The sequence below is a fragment of the Laceyella sacchari genome (genome assembly GCF_004343255.1).
In the GTDB taxonomy this organism is placed as follows: Bacteria; Bacillota; Bacilli; order Thermoactinomycetales; family Thermoactinomycetaceae; genus Laceyella; species Laceyella sacchari.
Genome location: NZ_SMDD01000001.1, coordinates 1,422,402 through 1,438,727, shown reverse-complemented (window position 1 = coordinate 1,438,727; position 16,326 = coordinate 1,422,402). Strand labels below are relative to the sequence as shown.

Here is a 16,326-nt window from a genome sequence, read left to right as displayed (position 1 = left end):
CAGACAAGACAGTGGAAAAAAGACTAACCAATTTAATGCAGGTGACATATGATAACAGCATAAAATTTCCTCGAACAGCGACGGCGCGGGATAGAGAAAGGGGAAAGCTTCATGGTAGCCGCCACCCTTCCTTACGAATCGATAAAAAATGATGAAGAATTGAGAAAGCTGGTTTTGGACGGGGATCGAACGCTCGTTCCTTCGATTGCTTTGCAACTGCCGCAAGCGCCGCAGTTATCCAAAGCGATGCTGACTTTGAATGAGGAGCAACAGGTGGAACGGGCAATTCAGCCGCGTGTGCGAAGAGAGCAGCTTCAATTGCATGGTATCGCGGTAAATGATAAGTTCAAATTTGTGAGGGAGTATCTTTTTTTCATATTTCAGACCGAAGTGTTGACTGCATATTGTTCCACGGAACAAACCGTGTGGTTGGCCAATCACCAACAAAAGCGAACACGGTATCGGCGGGTAAAAGAACAGGATCGGCCGCGTGAGTACCGTCGGGCTAAACTGTTGGCTACCCGCACGATTTATGCATTGGGACTGGATTACGGCATGGTCAAAGTCGGTGCGGTCAGCGGTGGCAAACTTGTCGTTGCAGGCCTCACAGTGACGCCTTCGTTGGGTGAGGATGGAATCAAAAGCTTCCTCAACGCATTGAAAGGTTATGTTGCTCAGTGTGTCGAGCCGAAACCGGAACCGGAGCAAATCGTGTTGGGGGCCGATCCGGAATTTGTAATGGTTGGACCCGACGGAAAATTGGTCATCGCCTCCGAACTGATACCGGTGCGGGGGGAGATCGGCTGCGATGCGATTTGGTTGGGGGAAGACCGTGGCAAGAAGCCGTTGTTTGAATTGAGGCCTACACCTACCTCCGACCCGAAAACCATGGTGATGAGCATTTATCGCCTGCTGACCAAACTGGCCAGGAAGACGAGGCATATCCAGGGAAAATGGCTAGCTGGGGGAATGCCTTGGAGCGGTTTTCCTTTAGGGGGGCATATTCATTACAGCGGCATCAAGCCAAACTTTAAACTGTTCCGGGCATTGGATAACTATATGGCTCTTTTGTTTGTGATTGCCGAAGATGTGAAAGGAATCGACCGCAGGCCGAAATACGGCTATTTGGGAGATTATCGGTTTCAGCCGCATGGGGGATTCGAATATCGTACGCCGCCGAGCTGGTTGGTCTCCCCTACATTGACCAAAGGGGTGTTCGCCCTGGCCAAATTGATCGCTTGCAATTACCGCACCCTTCCTTATTTCCCGTTGCAAGACCCAGAAATCCAGCGCGCTTATTATATGGGCCGCAAAGCGTTGATCTACCGCTGGTTGCCCAACTTATGGGAAAAGCTGAAGAAATGCGCTGATTATGAGTTATACAAAAAGCCGTTGGATGACTTGTTCCATTATCTCCTCTCCGGTGAAACATGGGATGAGACACAAGATTTCCGCAAAGTTTGGTACCTGCCTCCATATCAGCAGGCGCTTGTCAGGAAAAAAACTTTGTGAACAAATGGGATGACTCCAGATTTTCATGTTAAAATAGGTGAATGAAAAATATATGCGGAGGAAGAGACCATGTCGCAATATACTCCGATGATGCAACAGTATTTATCGATAAAGGCACAATATCCTGATGCCTTTTTATTTTTTCGCCTCGGCGATTTTTATGAAATGTTTTTTTCTGATGCTGAAAAGGCAGCGGAAGAGCTGGAGATTACGTTAACCAGCCGAGATGGGGGAAAAGAGCGGATTCCCATGTGTGGGGTTCCCTATCATTCGGCGCATACGTATGTGGAAAAGTTGATCGAAAAAGGGTATAAAGTGGCGATATGTGAACAAGTGGAAAATCCGGCGGCGGCCAAAGGGGTGGTGAAACGGGAAGTGGTTCGAGTTATCACTCCCGGCACCATCATTGAAGAGAACATGCTGGTTGAGCAAGAAAACAATTTCTTGCTCGCACTTGCCGGTTTCGGTGGAACGATGGCGCTCGCTGCGGCGGATCTGTCCACGGGGGAATGCCATGTCACCGAATTGTCAGGTTCATTGGATTGGATTATTGATGAAGCGGCCAGCTATGAGCCCAAAGAAGTTTTGCTCGATGAGGGATTGCATGGGAATGATGCCTTCCGTGAAGCGCTGTCGGGCAGATGCAAATGTTTGGTGAATCCGCTCACCCTGGAAAAGCTGGTTGAACAAGAATTGGCGGAAGAGCTGCCGGAGCAATTTGCCAATTTCCATGAGGTTTGCACGTCCAAGCCCTTGCGGCGCGTACTCAGCATGTTGTTTGCCTATCTGAAGCAGACCCAAAAGCGTACCCTGGGGCACTTGCGTCGTTTGCGCCGGTATGATGCCAAACAATTCATGATGCTGGATGAAGCGGCACGGCGCAATCTCGAATTAACGCGGACACTGGGTGAAGGCAAAAAACGGGGTTCCCTGCTGTGGTTGCTTGACCAAACAGCAACGGCCATGGGGAGCCGTCTGCTTCGTAAGTGGTTGGACAAGCCCCTGTTGAACGTATCGGACATCAAGCGGCGCCAAGACACAGTAGCAGCGTTTTTGTCAGATTTCATCCTGCTGGATGAAGCGCGCGAGATGTTAAAGCAAGTGTATGATTTGGAGCGCCTCGCAGCACGGATTTCGTTTGGCTCAGCCAATGCGAGGGACCTGACCAATGTGAAGCGTTCATTAAGTGTCATCCCTCACTTGCGCGAGCGATTGATGCGGTCGGATCATGATGAATTGGCCGCGTTGGGTGAGCAGATGGATGAGTGCCAGGCACTCCGGGAGTTGATTGACCGCGCAATTGTGGATGAACCCCCTGTTTCCGTCAAAGAAGGCGGCATCATGCGGGAAGGATACCATGCTGAACTGGATCAATTGCGCGCCATCCAAAAAGACGGCAAAAGTTGGATTGCGCAGTTGGAACAGCAAGAACGGGAAGCGACGGGCATCAAGTCGTTGAAAATCGGGTATAACCGGGTATTCGGTTACTATATCGAAGTGACAAAATCCAATTTGCAGCATGTACCAGAGCGGTATCAACGGAAGCAGACCCTGGCCAATGCGGAACGGTTTGTGACCCCCGAGTTGAAGGAACGGGAGCAATTGATTTTGAACGCCGCCGAAAAATCGGTGGAAATGGAATATGAGCTGTTCACAGAAGTGCGCAACCAAGTGGCGCAAGAGGTGACCCGTTTGCAACATTTGGCGGAGAAGGTGGCTGAAATCGATGTGCTACAAGCTTTTGCCATCATCGCCCAAAAATATCGGTACGTGAGACCGGAAGTTCATCAAGCGGATCGCCTGCATATCAAACAGGGACGTCATCCAGTGGTGGAGGCGGCCACAAATGTGGATGACTTTGTGGCCAACGATGTGACTCTGGATGGAGATAAACGGCAAATCTTGCTGATTACCGGACCAAACATGGCTGGTAAAAGCACCTATATGCGCCAAGTGGCTTTGATCACGCTGATGAGCCAGATCGGAAGTTATGTGCCGGCGGAATACGCTGAAGTTTCCATTGTAGATCGCATTTTCACCCGCATCGGTGCGGCGGATGACCTGATTGGCGGGCGCAGTACCTTTATGGTGGAGATGGCTGAAACGTGCCATGCCTTGCGGGAAGCGACCTCCCGTAGCCTGATTTTGCTCGATGAAGTGGGGCGGGGTACGTCCACTTATGATGGGATGGCTTTGGCGCACGCCATTGTGGAATACATCCACGACCATATCGGGGCGAAGACATTGTTCTCCACACATTACCATGAGTTGACGGAACTGGAGCGGCAACTAGCCCGATTGGTCAATGTACATGCCCAATGCATTGAGAAGGACGGCAAAGTAGTCTTTCTGCACCGGATCGTCCCCGGCGGGGCGGACAAAAGTTACGGTATTCATGTTGCTGAATTGGCAGGTTTGCCGCAGCCGGTGATCCATCGTGCCAAAGAGATATTAGGGGAATTGGAAGGGCGCTTTCACGCTTCGCCGGAACCTGCCGACCCCAAACCGGATGATTCCGCCCAGCTGTCATTGTTTGACTACGCGGCCAAAACTACTTCGCCTGCGAAAAATGAAACGGCTAACCATGTGGCTGAGTCAGAGCAAGGGAACGGCACGACCACGGCGCTTTTGTCGGCTAAGGAGCAAGAAATCATTGAAGCATTGCGGCAATGGGACTTGATGATGAAGAACCCATTTGAGTGCATGCAATTTTTATATGAATTGAAACAGAAATTGTAACTGATCAGTGAGGAAGGAGGGCGAAAGCGTGGGCAGAATCCAAGTGTTGGACGATCATTTGGCCAACCAGATAGCTGCGGGAGAAGTGGTTGAACGGCCGGCTTCAATTGTGAAAGAGTTGGTGGAAAACGCAATTGATGCGGAGGCGACCCGTATCCAGATTCACATCGAAGAAGGCGGCATTTCCTTAATCCGTGTCTCTGACAACGGAATCGGGATGGATCGAGAAGATGCGATCTTGGCCTTCTCCCGGCATGCGACAAGCAAAATCAAGCGCGAACGGGACCTGTTTTCGATCAAAACCCTGGGCTTTCGCGGTGAAGCCATGCCCAGCATCGCCTCGGTTGCGCGGGTGACTCTGACCACGGCCCATGATCCTTCGCAACTGGCGACAGTGGTGCGGATCGAAGGAGGCGAACTCCTCTCAGTTGAGGATGCCTCCCGCTCCCAAGGGACAGATGTGGTGGTAAAAGAGCTTTTTTACAATACACCGGCTCGTTTGAAGTACCTGAAAACGGTCAACACTGAGGTTAGCCATGTGGCGGATGTTGTCGGACGGCTGGCCTTGGCCCATCCACATATCTCTTTTGCACTTAGCCATAATCAACGGGAGCTGTTTCGCACGAGTGGTGACGGCAAGTTGCTGCATGTGCTGCACGCCCTGTACGGCAAGCAGGTGGCGAGCCGGATGGTGGCGTTTGCGGGGGAAGACGCGGACTTTGCCATCGCGGGTTATGTGACCAAACCGGAAATCACTCGTTCCACTCGTTCCTATCTATCCACCGTGTTAAATGGCCGGTTTGTTCGTTCCATACCGATTACACAAGCCATTTTGCGCGCCTATGGCACATTGTTGCCGAATGGACGTTATCCCATCGGTGTGCTGACGGTGCAGATGGACCCCAAATTGGTTGATGTAAATGTGCATCCCGCTAAATTGGAAGTGCGGTTAAGTAAGGAAAAAGAGTGTTGCCGGTTGGTAGAGGAAGCGATCACGCAGGCGTTCAAAGCGGAGCGGTTTGTGCCGGGCGCGATGGGGAGTGTAGGGCAAGCTCGGATCAAAACGACGGTTGTCCAGGACGAGCTCTCGTGGGAGAAGATGGAGGCACCGCCGTCCAAATCAATAAACAAGCCTATTTATCCGCCCCTACAACCGAGCGGGGATCGGGTGATGGAGGCCAGTACGAGCGATGCTGGTGACTTGGAAAAGGTGCCACAACCGCTCCAGACGCGCGGGCAGGAATCTTTCAGACAGGAAAAGTTGGTAGCAGAGGAGCCAAAGCCGCTCACATTCACACCGCCGCGACCGCCTAGCGCTCCGTCACAACCCGCTTACCAGTCAGCTTTGACCTCGTTTGCCAAACGTGAAGAAGCTGCGCCCGCTCCTTCGGTTGCGCAGGTGGAAGAAACGGAATGGACGGAATCGGCGGAGACTGATTCCACATCCCCGCGTTTGCCGGAAATGGAGCCGTTGGCGCAGGTGCACGGCACTTATATAGTGGCCCAATCCAAAGATGGCTTTTATCTGATTGACCAACATGCGGCGCATGAGCGCATCTATTATGAGATTTATTCACGCAAATTGGGCGAAGAAAATACCAAGCAATACCCCTTGCTCATCCCGTTGACGATTGAGTGTTCGCCCGCGGAAGCTGAGCTGTTGGAAGCCAAATTGGCGTATTTGCGGCAGTGGGGGTTGGAAATGGAGCCTTTTGGGGGAACGACGTTTGTTGTCCGAGCCTATCCCACTTGGTTTCCACGAGAAGACGCGGAGAGCCTGGTTCACGAAATCATTGAGTGGCTGAAGGAGCATGGCAAAGTGGATACGGGTGCGCTGCGTGATGCGACGGCCAAGATGATGTCCTGCAAAGCGGCGATCAAAGCGAATCGGCATTTGCGCCGTGATGAGATGGAAACCTTGTTGGTGCAGTTGAACCAATGCGAAAATCCGTTCACTTGCCCGCATGGCCGTCCCATTTTTGTTCATTTCTCCAGCTATGAGTTAGAAAAAATGTTTAAGCGAGTGATGTAGAACCGTGTTTGTGACAACGTCTTTTCATCCAGGAACGAAAGAAATCCAAGAAGCCCGGTATCTGTCTGCATTGTTGGGAATTCCCTATGTGATGCGGGAACGTCATTCGCTGCCTGATTTGTTTGCACAAACGGGTGAATCTCGGGCGGTCATTGTGACGAAACAGGGATGGCGGGTGGAGGAGGAACAAGGTCAGCCTTTTTTCTTTCATCCCAGTATGTCCGCGCTCAGGATCAAGCAGTTGTTGAATGGAGATTCCGATGCGATGGTGGAATGTGCGGGGCTTAAGCCGGGAGACCGCGTACTTGATTGCACCTTGGGCATGGGCGCGGACGCCGTTGTAGCGGCTCATGTCGTGGGAGATGAGGGACAAGTGGTGGCTCTTGAAAGCCAGCCGGTGATTGCTGCTATCGTAAAACATGGCCTAAAAACGTATGAGACCGATCGCAAAGCCTTGCACCGTGCATTGCGGCGGGTCGAAGTGGTTCAGGCGGATTATCGAACCTATCTGCCATTATGCCAAGATAATTCGTTTGATGTGGTGATGTTCGATCCGATGTTCCGGGAGACGGTACAGGCTTCAAATGCCATCCAACAGTTGAAACCGTTGGCCAATCCAGAACCGTTGGATGAGCGCTCTGTCCGGGAAGCGATCCGAGTGGCGAAGCGTGCCGTATTGCTGAAGGAACGGCCCAAGGGAGGAGAATTCGCCCGGCTCGGGTTTGAGATTGTCAAGTCCTCTTCTAGCTTTGCTTGGGGTGTGATTCGAAAGGGGGGAGTCCAATGAAGCCACAGGTGTTGGTGATCGCTGGACCCACCGCTGTCGGAAAAACGGCGCTCAGCATCAAGCTGGCCAAACAATTTAATGGTGAAATCATCTCAGGGGATTCAATGCAGGTATATCGGGGTATGGATATAGGGACAGCCAAAGTCACACCTGAAGAGCAAGAAGGTATCCCGCACCATCTCATTGACATCATCGATCCAGATACCTCTTTTTCCGTTCAGGAATATCAGAAGTTGGCGCGGCAGAAAATCGACGAGGTTCATGAGCGGGGTCGCCTTCCCATGCTAGTGGGGGGAACAGGATTATATATCGAAGCGGTGATGTATGATTATGACATGCCAAAGGTCCCTGAGAATCAGGCCTTGCGCCAAGAATTGGGCAGACTCGCCGCTGAGCAGGGTGGCGAAGTGTTGCATGCTCGCTTGCAAGAGATCGATCCCGAGACGGCCAAAAAATTGCATCCCAATGACATTCGACGTATGATTCGCGCGTTAGAGGTCTATGATGTTACTGGTATTCCTTTTTCCCAGTTGAAGGGAAGAGGCACCTCTCCATATGATGCGTGCTGGATTGGTTTGACGATGCCGCGTGAGCTTTTATATGAACGGATCAATAAGCGCGTCGATCTGATGCTGGAACAAGGACTGGTCGAAGAAGTCAAGAGGTTAAAGGAGAAAGGGTACGGCCTCGGTTTGACTTCAATGCAAGCCATTGGGTATAAGGAAATCATGGCTTATCTGTCAGGGCAATTAACGTTGGAGGAAGCGGTGCATCTGATTAAGCAAGGTTCGCGCAAGTACGCCAAACGCCAGTTATCTTGGTTTCGCCGTTATGGGGAGATGCACTGGTTCGATGTGACGAATAGGGAATGTTTTGCAGAAATTCAGAGCTTGGTTGCAGGAAAGTGCCATTTGGCTAGAGAATAGAGTACAATAATGTAAAATGTTAAAATTACATAGGAGGTACGGATTTTGAAACAATCCATCAACATTCAAGATACATTTCTCAACCAAATTCGCAAAGAATCGGTTCCCGTCACCATCTATTTGGTAAACGGATTTCAGCTTCGCGGGGTGATTCGCGGCTTTGATAATTTTACCATAGTGATTGACAGCGAAGGTAAACAACAAATGGTTTACAAGCATGCAATCTCCACGTTTACTCCCGCTCGTCCGGTATCTCTGATGCCGTCTGATGAAAGCAAAGAAGGCTGAGCCCCTTTTAAGCTGCTGAATCTTTCAGCAGCTTTTTTCAGTCCTCTGACGGGATTCACCCATTTCTGGGCGGGTGCGTATACATAAAAAAGCATCAGACCACAGAGAGGTGAACCGGATGGGGAGAAGGGTTTACACCGGAACCGCAAAACATCAGATACATGTTGTGTTTGATCATCGCCAACAATGCCGCCAAACTGCAGCCCCGGCTTCTGTCGTGGAATCAGCCCGTGAAACGGAGGGGCCACTAAAAGCGTGCTTGGATCAATTGAACGAATTGGTCGGACTGACTAAGGTAAAAGAGTTTGTGACGGAGATATACGCTTGGCTGGAAGTGAGCAAACGTCGCCAAGCGGCCGGTTTGGCAACAGACCAGCAAGTGTTGCACATGATTTTTGCCGGTGAACCAGGTACGGGGAAAACGACTGTGGCCCGCATCATCGGCAAGTTGTTCAAAGAGATGGGCGTTTTGTCCAAAGGGCATTTGATTGAAGTGGAGCGGGCAGATTTGGTTGGCGAATATATCGGTCACACGGCGCAAAAAACGCGTGAACACGTGCGCCGGGCCTTGGGCGGCATTTTGTTTATCGATGAGGCTTATTCCTTGGCGCGCGGCGGGGACAAGGATTTTGGCAAGGAAGCGATCGACACCCTGGTAAAATCAATGGAAGATCATAAAAATGATTTCATTCTCATTTTGGCGGGTTATTCTCATGAGATGGGACAATTTTTGCGGCTTAACCCAGGATTGCCGTCTCGGTTTCCCATCCAACTCACTTTTCCGCCGTTCACGTTGGCTGAGTTGATGGAAATCGCGGACAATATGGTGCGTGAGCGGGAATACCGGTTATCCTTCGCATTCAAAGAGAAGCTGAAAAAACACTTGCAGGAGGAGCGGCTGAGAAATCGGAACCATTTTGGCAATGCTCGCCATGTCCGTAATTTGATCGAACAGGCGGCCCGCCATCAGGCTGTTCGTCTGTTGCGTGCCAAGCACGCGAGCCGCGATGATCTGATGACGCTCAGAAGCGAAGACCTGCAAATAGAGTCCGGTTCGCAGAATGGGTTCAAGGCTTCGTGGTATAATGAGAAAATCCATGATTCACTCACTGTCTGAGAAAGGGATGAAGTAGGATAGAAACGGTGCAAAACAGCGAAAAAGAAAAGGCAATTCTTGTTGGATGCGGTCCCAAACGAAATGAATGGGAACTGTTATCCACGTTGGAAGAGCTGGGACGCTTGGCGGAAACATCTGCAGCCGAAGTGATTGGTCAAGCGGTGCAATTTCGCGACCGCCTTGACCCGGCTTGGTTGATCGGCAAAGGAAAAGCGGAAGAAGTGGCGAAAATGGCGGAAGAGCGGGAAGCGGATCTGGTGATTTTTGATCACGAGCTGAGTCCGGCGCAGATCCGCAATCTGGAGCGGCTGTTACCCTGCAAAGTGATTGACCGCACACAGTTGATTCTCGACATTTTCGCACAACGCGCCCAGACCAAAGAAGGACGGATTCAAGTGGAGCTGGCGCAGTTGGAATACATGTTGCCCCGCTTGGCGGGCCGTGGGAAAGAGTTGTCGCGCCTTGGTGGGGGCATTGGTACTCGCGGACCGGGTGAGAAGAAATTGGAAACAGATCGTCGGCACATCCACCGACAAATCCGCGACTTGAAGAAACAATTGGAAGAAGTGAAAAAACATCGCCGTTTGCATTCGGAGCGGCGCAAAAAAAACGAAGTGGTTCAAGTCGCCTTGGTTGGCTACACCAACGCGGGCAAATCCACTTTGCTCAATCGGTTGACAGGAGCAGAGGTGTTGGCTGAAAACAAATTATTTGCCACACTGGATCCCACTTCGCGCATGCTTGAGTTGCCTTCAGGCCAACAAGTGATCTTGACGGACACGGTCGGTTTTATCCGCAATTTGCCTCATCATCTCGTGGCCGCTTTCCGCTCTACGCTGGAACAAGTGCGGGAAGCGGATCTCTTGTTGCATGTGGTTGACGCGGCGCACCCTGAAGCGGCCGAACAGATTGCGGCGGTGGAGAAGGTGTTGGAAGAGTTGCAGGCGACGGACATTCCCACCTTGATGGTGCTCAACAAAGCGGATTTGTTGGATGGGCAAGGTATCGAACCCGATGGGCGGGAGATCGTTCGCATTTCCGCGTTGCGGGAGGAAGATTTGGACAAATTGAAGAGGAAAATCGAAAACTTGCTCCATTCCAAGCCCATGACTGTCCATCTGAAAATCCCGATTGAGCGGGGAGATCTTCTTTCTGCTTTGCATCGGATGGCAGAAGTTGTTTCTGCCAAGGCAAATGACGCATTCATGGAGATAGAGTGCCGCTTGACGGACAAACAGTTGGAGAAATTGCCGTCAGAATTGAAACAGCAAGTTACTTAGAAATTTAATCAATAGGAATGATGAATCAGTGTATAACCAGTTGCGACATGGACAATGGATCGAAAAGAAAGTAGCTGCCGTCGAGGAGAAAATCGCTCCTGTGCTCAAACGGATCGAACGAAACGTCGATCGGCAGCAGTGGAAAACGCTGGCCGCATACCGTGAGCATGGGGTGAGCGAAATTCATCTTCAGGCTTCAACAGGATACGGGTATGACGATTTGGGGCGAGAGACATTTGAAAAAGTGTTCGCCTCCCTGTTTGGTGCGGAGCAAGCGTTAGTGCGACCCAACATCATTTCGGGTACGCATGCAATAGCCGCTTGTTTATACGGAGTGTTGCGCCCAGGAGATGAGTTGATCTATTTGACGGGCCGCCCTTATGACACATTGCACCAAGTAATTGGAAAAGAATGCGATGGATCGGGATCACTGGCGGATTTAGGCATCTCCTATCGGGAGATCCCGTTGACCTCTGCGGGTCGAATCGATTGGGTTGCTTTTCGGGAAGCGGTAAGCGCGCGCACTCGTATGATCGGTATTCAGCGGTCACGAGGATATGCGGACCGCCCTTCCTTTACCATCGCGGACATCCGGGACATGGTTGAGCGGGTGCGTGAGATTTGTCCTGAAGCGGTTATTTTCGTCGACAATTGTTACGGCGAATTTGTAGAGGAGGTCGAACCGACTCAGGTGGGCGCCGATTTGGTTGCCGGCTCGTTGATCAAAAACCCCGGCGGCGGTTTGGCCAAATCAGGTGGATATATCGCCGGTAAAGCCAAATGGGTGGAGCGGGCAGCTTCTCGTTTGGTTGCGCCAGGGATTGGCGTTGAAGGCGGGGCGACGCACGGGTATATGCGCGATTATTATCAAGGGTTGTTTTTGGCACCGCATGTGGTGGGTGAAGCCCTTAAAGGTGCGGTGTTCGCGGCAGCTTTTTTGGAAGAATTGGGTTTCAAAACCTCCCCATCTTGGGAAGAAACAAGAACGGATATCATACAACAAATCCATTTGGGAAGCGCAGAGTTGTTGGTGGCCTTCTGTCAAGGAATTCAATCGGCTTCCCCCATTGACGCGCACATTCTTCCCGTTCCGTCTGCTATGCCAGGATACCGTGATGAAGTGATCATGGCGGCTGGAACGTTTGTGCAAGGCGCTAGCATTGAGCTTTCGGCGGACGGGCCGCTCAGACCGCCATATATCGCTTATATGCAGGGGGGATTGACGTATTCCCATGTGAAGATCGGCATTGTGCAAGCGCTGGATCACATGGCAGAAACGGGCCACATCGCGTTTGAAAGGGGAAACGAGTAGTGGAATGGCTGTTGTGGGTACTAGTCTTTTTCTTAATCATACTAGGATTCGTTGGGCTAATCGTGCCAGTGTTGCCGGATGTACCGCTGATGGTGGCCGGCTTTGCCGTGTATCATTTCCTGATTGATCGTGGGGAGCAGTTGGGTACCGGGTTTTGGATCACCACGTTGCTGATAGCTGTTTTGTTGATGTTGGTGGACTACATTTCAAGCAGTGTGGCTGTAAAAAAATACGGAGGGTCCACGCTGGCGGTCGTTGCCGCTGTTTTGGGGGTGCTGACGTTTCCGTTTATCATCGGCCCAATCGGCATTATCGTGGGACCCTTTGTCTTGGTTTTCTTGATGGAGCTGGTAATCAAGAGAAATGTCACCGAAGCTTTCAAAGTGGCATATGGCACATTGGTTGGATTTTTAGGCGGGATTTTCGTCAAATTCATAGTGATGTTGGGTTTGGTGATTTGGTTCAGCTTCTTAGTGATTTTTTAAAGAACAAAGCCGTTTCCATTTGGGGGAAACGGCTTTGTTGTTGTTACCAGAGGCTTAGGCAACAAAAAAGAGGACGCTTGCGGAAGCGTCCCATGTGAATGAAAGAGTTGTGTAGGTAAAAACAAAAGGCGCACCATGCAGTGGATGTAAGCCTTTTCATATTTTAAACGATTTTGAGAGGAATTGCATTAAGAAATCATTGCCACCCTTGGATTCAGAATAATCCCAATCACGTGAATCGGTTTGAAAACGGATATCATGTTGCGGAGTGCCTGCGGGAGGGGGATCGGTTTCCATCGGTTAGTGTCGCAAGAGGTGTGCCAGCATTCCTTGGACGCCTTATTCGCATTCCCGCACGCGGGCTATGGTTCAGATTGTCTGCGTAGGCTGCTGATCGGGTGCTTGATTGGTGCAACCATTCATGGTTTGATCAACGAAAAAACCTGGACTGGCGGAATATGTGAAGTCAATCACTGCAATAATATGGAAGCGAGCGGAAACAAAGAACATGTGCAATCGGTGGCTAAGGGTGGAGAATGCCCGATTTCACCCCCAGCCCAAGCCAAAAAATAGTAATGTCATTTTTCCTTACATGCATTGACTAACAAACCTTACATAAATATAATGGAGTTGTAAGGCATTCCCGAATAGCTGAAAGGGGGCGCCCTCAATGAACGTGAAAGATGAGCTTCGACGGAATATGCCTTTATTTCCAATAGGGATTGTGACCAAGCTGACCGAACTGACCCCGCGTCAAATTCGGTATTATGAGCAACAAGGCCTGATCAGCCCAGAAAGGACCAAGGGAAACCAACGGTTATTCTCTTTCAATGATGTTGATCGCTTGCTCCAGATCAAATCTTATTTGGAGAAAGGCATCAATATCGCGGGAATCCGTGAAATGCTCAAACAGCAACAGCAAGTCCTGGAAGCAAAACGGGAAGCGGAAACCGCCAAGAAGGAGCTGAGCGAGCGCGAATTGCGCCGCATGCTGAAACAACAGATCATTCACCCGAGACGGGGGCAGATTCCGTTGAATCATGGTGAATTATCTCGGTTTTTCCGCCACTGATTGTTGCTTTCGGTCAAGATAGACATCTTGCTTAAATGAAAGGAGAACGACTGCGATGGCTAAGTACACCAAAGAAGATATTTTGCGCATTGTGCAAGAAGAAGATGTAGCTTATATCCGCCTGACTTTCACCGATCTTTTGGGAACCATCAAAAACGTGGAAATCCCAACCAGCCAATTGCCAAAAGCGCTGGATAACAAAATGATGTTTGATGGTTCGTCGATTGAAGGGTTTGTACGGATTGAAGAGTCCGACATGTATCTGTATCCGGATTTGGATACCTGGGTCATTTACCCTTGGGGTGCGGACGCAGGAGGCAAAGTAGCTGGTCTCATTTGCGACATCTATCTGCCTGATGGTACGCCGTTTGCGGGCGACCCGCGCGGTATCCTGAAAAAAGTGTTGAAAGAAGCTGAAGAATTGGGCTTCACTTCGTTCAACGTGGGGACAGAACCGGAGTTTTTCCTCTTCAAGACAAATGAAAAAGGGGAACCAACACTGGATCTGAACGACAAAGGCGGATACTTTGACCTCGCTCCACTGGATCTTGGTGAAAACTGCCGTCGCGATATCGTTCTGACCTTGGACAAAATGGGCTTTGAAGTGGAAGCTTCTCACCACGAAGTGGCCCCGGGTCAGCATGAAATTGATTTCAAATACGCCAACGCGGTAACCACGGCTGATAACATCCAAATCTTTAAGCTGGTTGTAAAAAACATTGCCCGCCGCTACGGGCTGCACGCTACCTTCATGCCGAAGCCGCTGTTCGGGGTGAACGGTTCGGGTATGCATTGTCATATGTCTCTGTTCAAAGGCGATGTGAACGTGTTTTATGATGAAAGCGATGAGTTGGGCCTGTCTGCCACTGCCCGTTATTTCTTGGCTGGCGTTTTGAAACATGCTCGTGCGTTTACCGCGGTGACCAATCCATTGGTCAACTCTTATAAGCGTTTGGTTCCGGGGTATGAAGCTCCATGTTATGTTGCATGGTCTCCCAAAAACCGCAGTCCGTTGGTGCGCGTACCAGCATCCCGTGGCCTCGGCACCCGGATCGAAGTTCGTTCTCCAGACCCAGCCGCCAACCCTTACCTGGCCTTGGCAGTGATGCTCAAAGCCGGTTTGGATGGTGTGAAAAACAAGCTGGCGTTGCCGAAACAAACCGACCGCAACATCTACATCATGGAAGAGCAAGAGCGTCGCGATGCGGGAATCGAGAACTTGCCAAGCAACCTGCATGAGGCGCTGATCGAGTTGCAAAGCGATCCGGTCATGGTTGAGGCTTTGGGTGAACACGCATTGGCACACTTTGCGGAAGCAAAAGAAATCGAGTGGGATATGTTCCGTACCGCCGTGCATCCATGGGAGCGCGAACAATATATGTCTCTGTACTAATTTGGAAAAAAGAGGCTCAAACGAGCCTCTTTTTTTGCTTTTATTTCTTTCTATAAAAAGATACATATGATACCTATTGGTTTTTATTTTTTATTAATAATATTAGGTTGATAATAGAGAGTTTCAGATATGAAGGGAGCTACTTATGAAATTTAATTGAAAAGGACTGGGTGTATTCACTAAAAAGTTGAAGAGGACAATAGAGGGACCCTTCAGGATAAAAAGTGTTAACCGAATGAAAATAAAAACGAGAGCGTTTAGCTCTCGTTTTTATTTTCATGTTTATATTACACATAGATGTGAACGATCGTTCATGTCCACATTCAGGTTGTTTTTACTGATTGATGCTACCTCTGGCGTTGCAACCATAACCATTGCCATCTTTACAAGTTAATACGATGTAGTAGCGACCGCTTGAGACAGCTCTTGCATAGGCAGATCTGCTTGTAGTCTGCCCACCTGTAATAAATTGATCTGGGCCCCGTGAAACATAACGATAAACGGCGAAGCCAACATTTCTTCGATTGAGTGAAGTTACTTCGAGATGGAGATTCCCCTCTCTTACTGAGATGAGAGCAGACTGGCGGGATTTCACGTTGGTGGGTAAATACACTGATGCAGATGCTGCATACGCGACGAAGGAGCCAAGCATTACAAAAGTAGCAGCTAATGCCAGGAGTGAAAACATTTTTTTCTTCAAATGAATCAACCTCCTTCAATTCACCAACCATTTGGAATTTAATGTAACAAGATACATTAAATTCCAAATGGTTGGTATGTAAGTCATTATAAATGATGAACGGTTGTTAATCAATAGGTAAAGTCAAAAAATTCAAAATTAATTTTTGTTCATGAATTGGATCAAAAAGAAGTATATTAGACCGTTTTTCCGTGGTTGTTTTACTTGCTCCGATCACTGCAACAGTGACCTTATTGGTAACGCACCAAAAAAAGAAAACACCTGTTATATAAAGCAAGAGGGGGGCTAGTAAAATATTTTCACTTTTTCTTCCAGTACCTTCCCTATTTTAATTGCACCATTATTTCCCTCAAAAGAGACCATCATGTTTTCCGCTTCTTTGGAACTTATTTGCAGCCGATAGCCATTGATGGCAAGGAACACTTGCATGACGGCAAAAGCTGTTCGCTCAGGAGCTGGGTTTTTTAAGAGAGTGTATTTTATTCGTTGCCTGGGGATTAACCGTGTAATCTTATATAATTGGTTGGTTTTGCTAATTTATTAAAAGGGTTAAATAGTCTTAGATAAAAAAATGGGGATTTGATGGCAGTTCAAGTTTTTTGAAGAGAAGCGTTAATAATTTTAGGTAAAAACATTAAAAAAACTTAAATAATATCGTTGATTATATAAGTTTATTTGAGGTT

At 49.5% G+C, this 16,326-nt stretch carries 13 protein-coding genes; 12 read left to right on the top strand and 1 reads right to left on the bottom strand.

Going from position 1 to position 16,326, the window contains the following annotated elements:
- Positions 1-111: 111 nt before the first annotated feature.
- From EDC32_RS06875 to glnA, 12 genes are all read left to right on the top strand, one after another.
- A complete protein-coding gene (locus tag EDC32_RS06875; protein WP_132220782.1) occupies positions 112-1,512 on the top strand; it encodes a putative amidoligase domain-containing protein in 1,401 nt (466 codons plus the stop codon).
- A 69-nt stretch (positions 1,513-1,581) separates the two neighbouring features.
- Positions 1,582-4,251, top strand: coding sequence for a DNA mismatch repair protein MutS (gene mutS, locus EDC32_RS06870; RefSeq protein WP_132220780.1), 2,670 nt, complete (start codon positions 1,582-1,584; stop codon positions 4,249-4,251).
- A 28-nt stretch (positions 4,252-4,279) separates the two neighbouring features.
- Positions 4,280-6,283 carry a DNA mismatch repair endonuclease MutL gene (gene mutL, locus EDC32_RS06865; RefSeq protein WP_132220778.1) on the top strand — a complete coding sequence of 668 codons (2,004 nt, stop codon included), beginning with the start codon at positions 4,280-4,282 and terminating at the stop codon, positions 6,281-6,283.
- A gap of 4 nt (positions 6,284-6,287) precedes the next feature.
- Positions 6,288-7,070: a class I SAM-dependent methyltransferase gene (locus EDC32_RS06860; protein WP_132220776.1), complete on the top strand. Its 783-nt coding sequence runs from the start codon at positions 6,288-6,290 to the stop codon at positions 7,068-7,070.
- The gene (gene miaA / locus EDC32_RS06855; protein WP_132220774.1) at positions 7,067-7,996 is read left to right on the top strand and encodes a tRNA (adenosine(37)-N6)-dimethylallyltransferase MiaA; all 930 of its coding nucleotides are present in this window, start codon (positions 7,067-7,069) and stop codon (positions 7,994-7,996) included. The genes EDC32_RS06860 and miaA overlap by 4 nt, the downstream gene beginning before the upstream one ends.
- A gap of 45 nt (positions 7,997-8,041) precedes the next feature.
- Positions 8,042-8,284 carry an RNA chaperone Hfq gene (gene hfq / locus EDC32_RS06850; protein ID WP_022737628.1) on the top strand — a complete coding sequence of 81 codons (243 nt, stop codon included), beginning with the start codon at positions 8,042-8,044 and terminating at the stop codon, positions 8,282-8,284.
- A 118-nt stretch (positions 8,285-8,402) separates the two neighbouring features.
- Positions 8,403-9,401 carry an AAA family ATPase gene (locus EDC32_RS06845; protein ID WP_132220772.1) on the top strand — a complete coding sequence of 333 codons (999 nt, stop codon included), beginning with the start codon at positions 8,403-8,405 and terminating at the stop codon, positions 9,399-9,401.
- A gap of 17 nt (positions 9,402-9,418) precedes the next feature.
- Positions 9,419-10,681, top strand: a complete 1,263-nt coding sequence (hflX, locus tag EDC32_RS06840) for a GTPase HflX (RefSeq protein WP_375163199.1) — start codon at positions 9,419-9,421, stop codon at positions 10,679-10,681.
- Positions 10,682-10,709: 28 nt separating this feature from the next.
- Entirely contained in the window at positions 10,710-11,993 is a 1,284-nt protein-coding gene (locus tag EDC32_RS06835) for a methionine gamma-lyase family protein (RefSeq protein WP_132220768.1), read from the top strand.
- Positions 11,993-12,478 (top strand): DUF456 domain-containing protein, encoded by a 486-nt coding sequence (locus EDC32_RS06830; protein ID WP_022737632.1) that lies wholly within the window; start codon positions 11,993-11,995, stop codon positions 12,476-12,478. The genes EDC32_RS06835 and EDC32_RS06830 overlap by 1 nt, the downstream gene beginning before the upstream one ends.
- A gap of 676 nt (positions 12,479-13,154) precedes the next feature.
- Positions 13,155-13,550, top strand: a complete 396-nt coding sequence (locus tag EDC32_RS06825) for a MerR family transcriptional regulator (protein ID WP_029072010.1) — start codon at positions 13,155-13,157, stop codon at positions 13,548-13,550.
- A gap of 55 nt (positions 13,551-13,605) precedes the next feature.
- The gene (glnA, locus tag EDC32_RS06820) at positions 13,606-14,943 is read left to right on the top strand and encodes a type I glutamate--ammonia ligase (protein ID WP_132220766.1); all 1,338 of its coding nucleotides are present in this window, start codon (positions 13,606-13,608) and stop codon (positions 14,941-14,943) included.
- 334 nt (positions 14,944-15,277) lie between these two features.
- On the opposite strand, the gene EDC32_RS06815 is transcribed toward glnA, so the two are convergent.
- Positions 15,278-15,643 carry a hypothetical protein gene (locus tag EDC32_RS06815; protein ID WP_132220764.1) on the bottom strand — a complete coding sequence of 122 codons (366 nt, stop codon included), beginning with the start codon at positions 15,641-15,643 and terminating at the stop codon, positions 15,278-15,280.
- Positions 15,644-16,326: the final 683 nt, after the last annotated feature.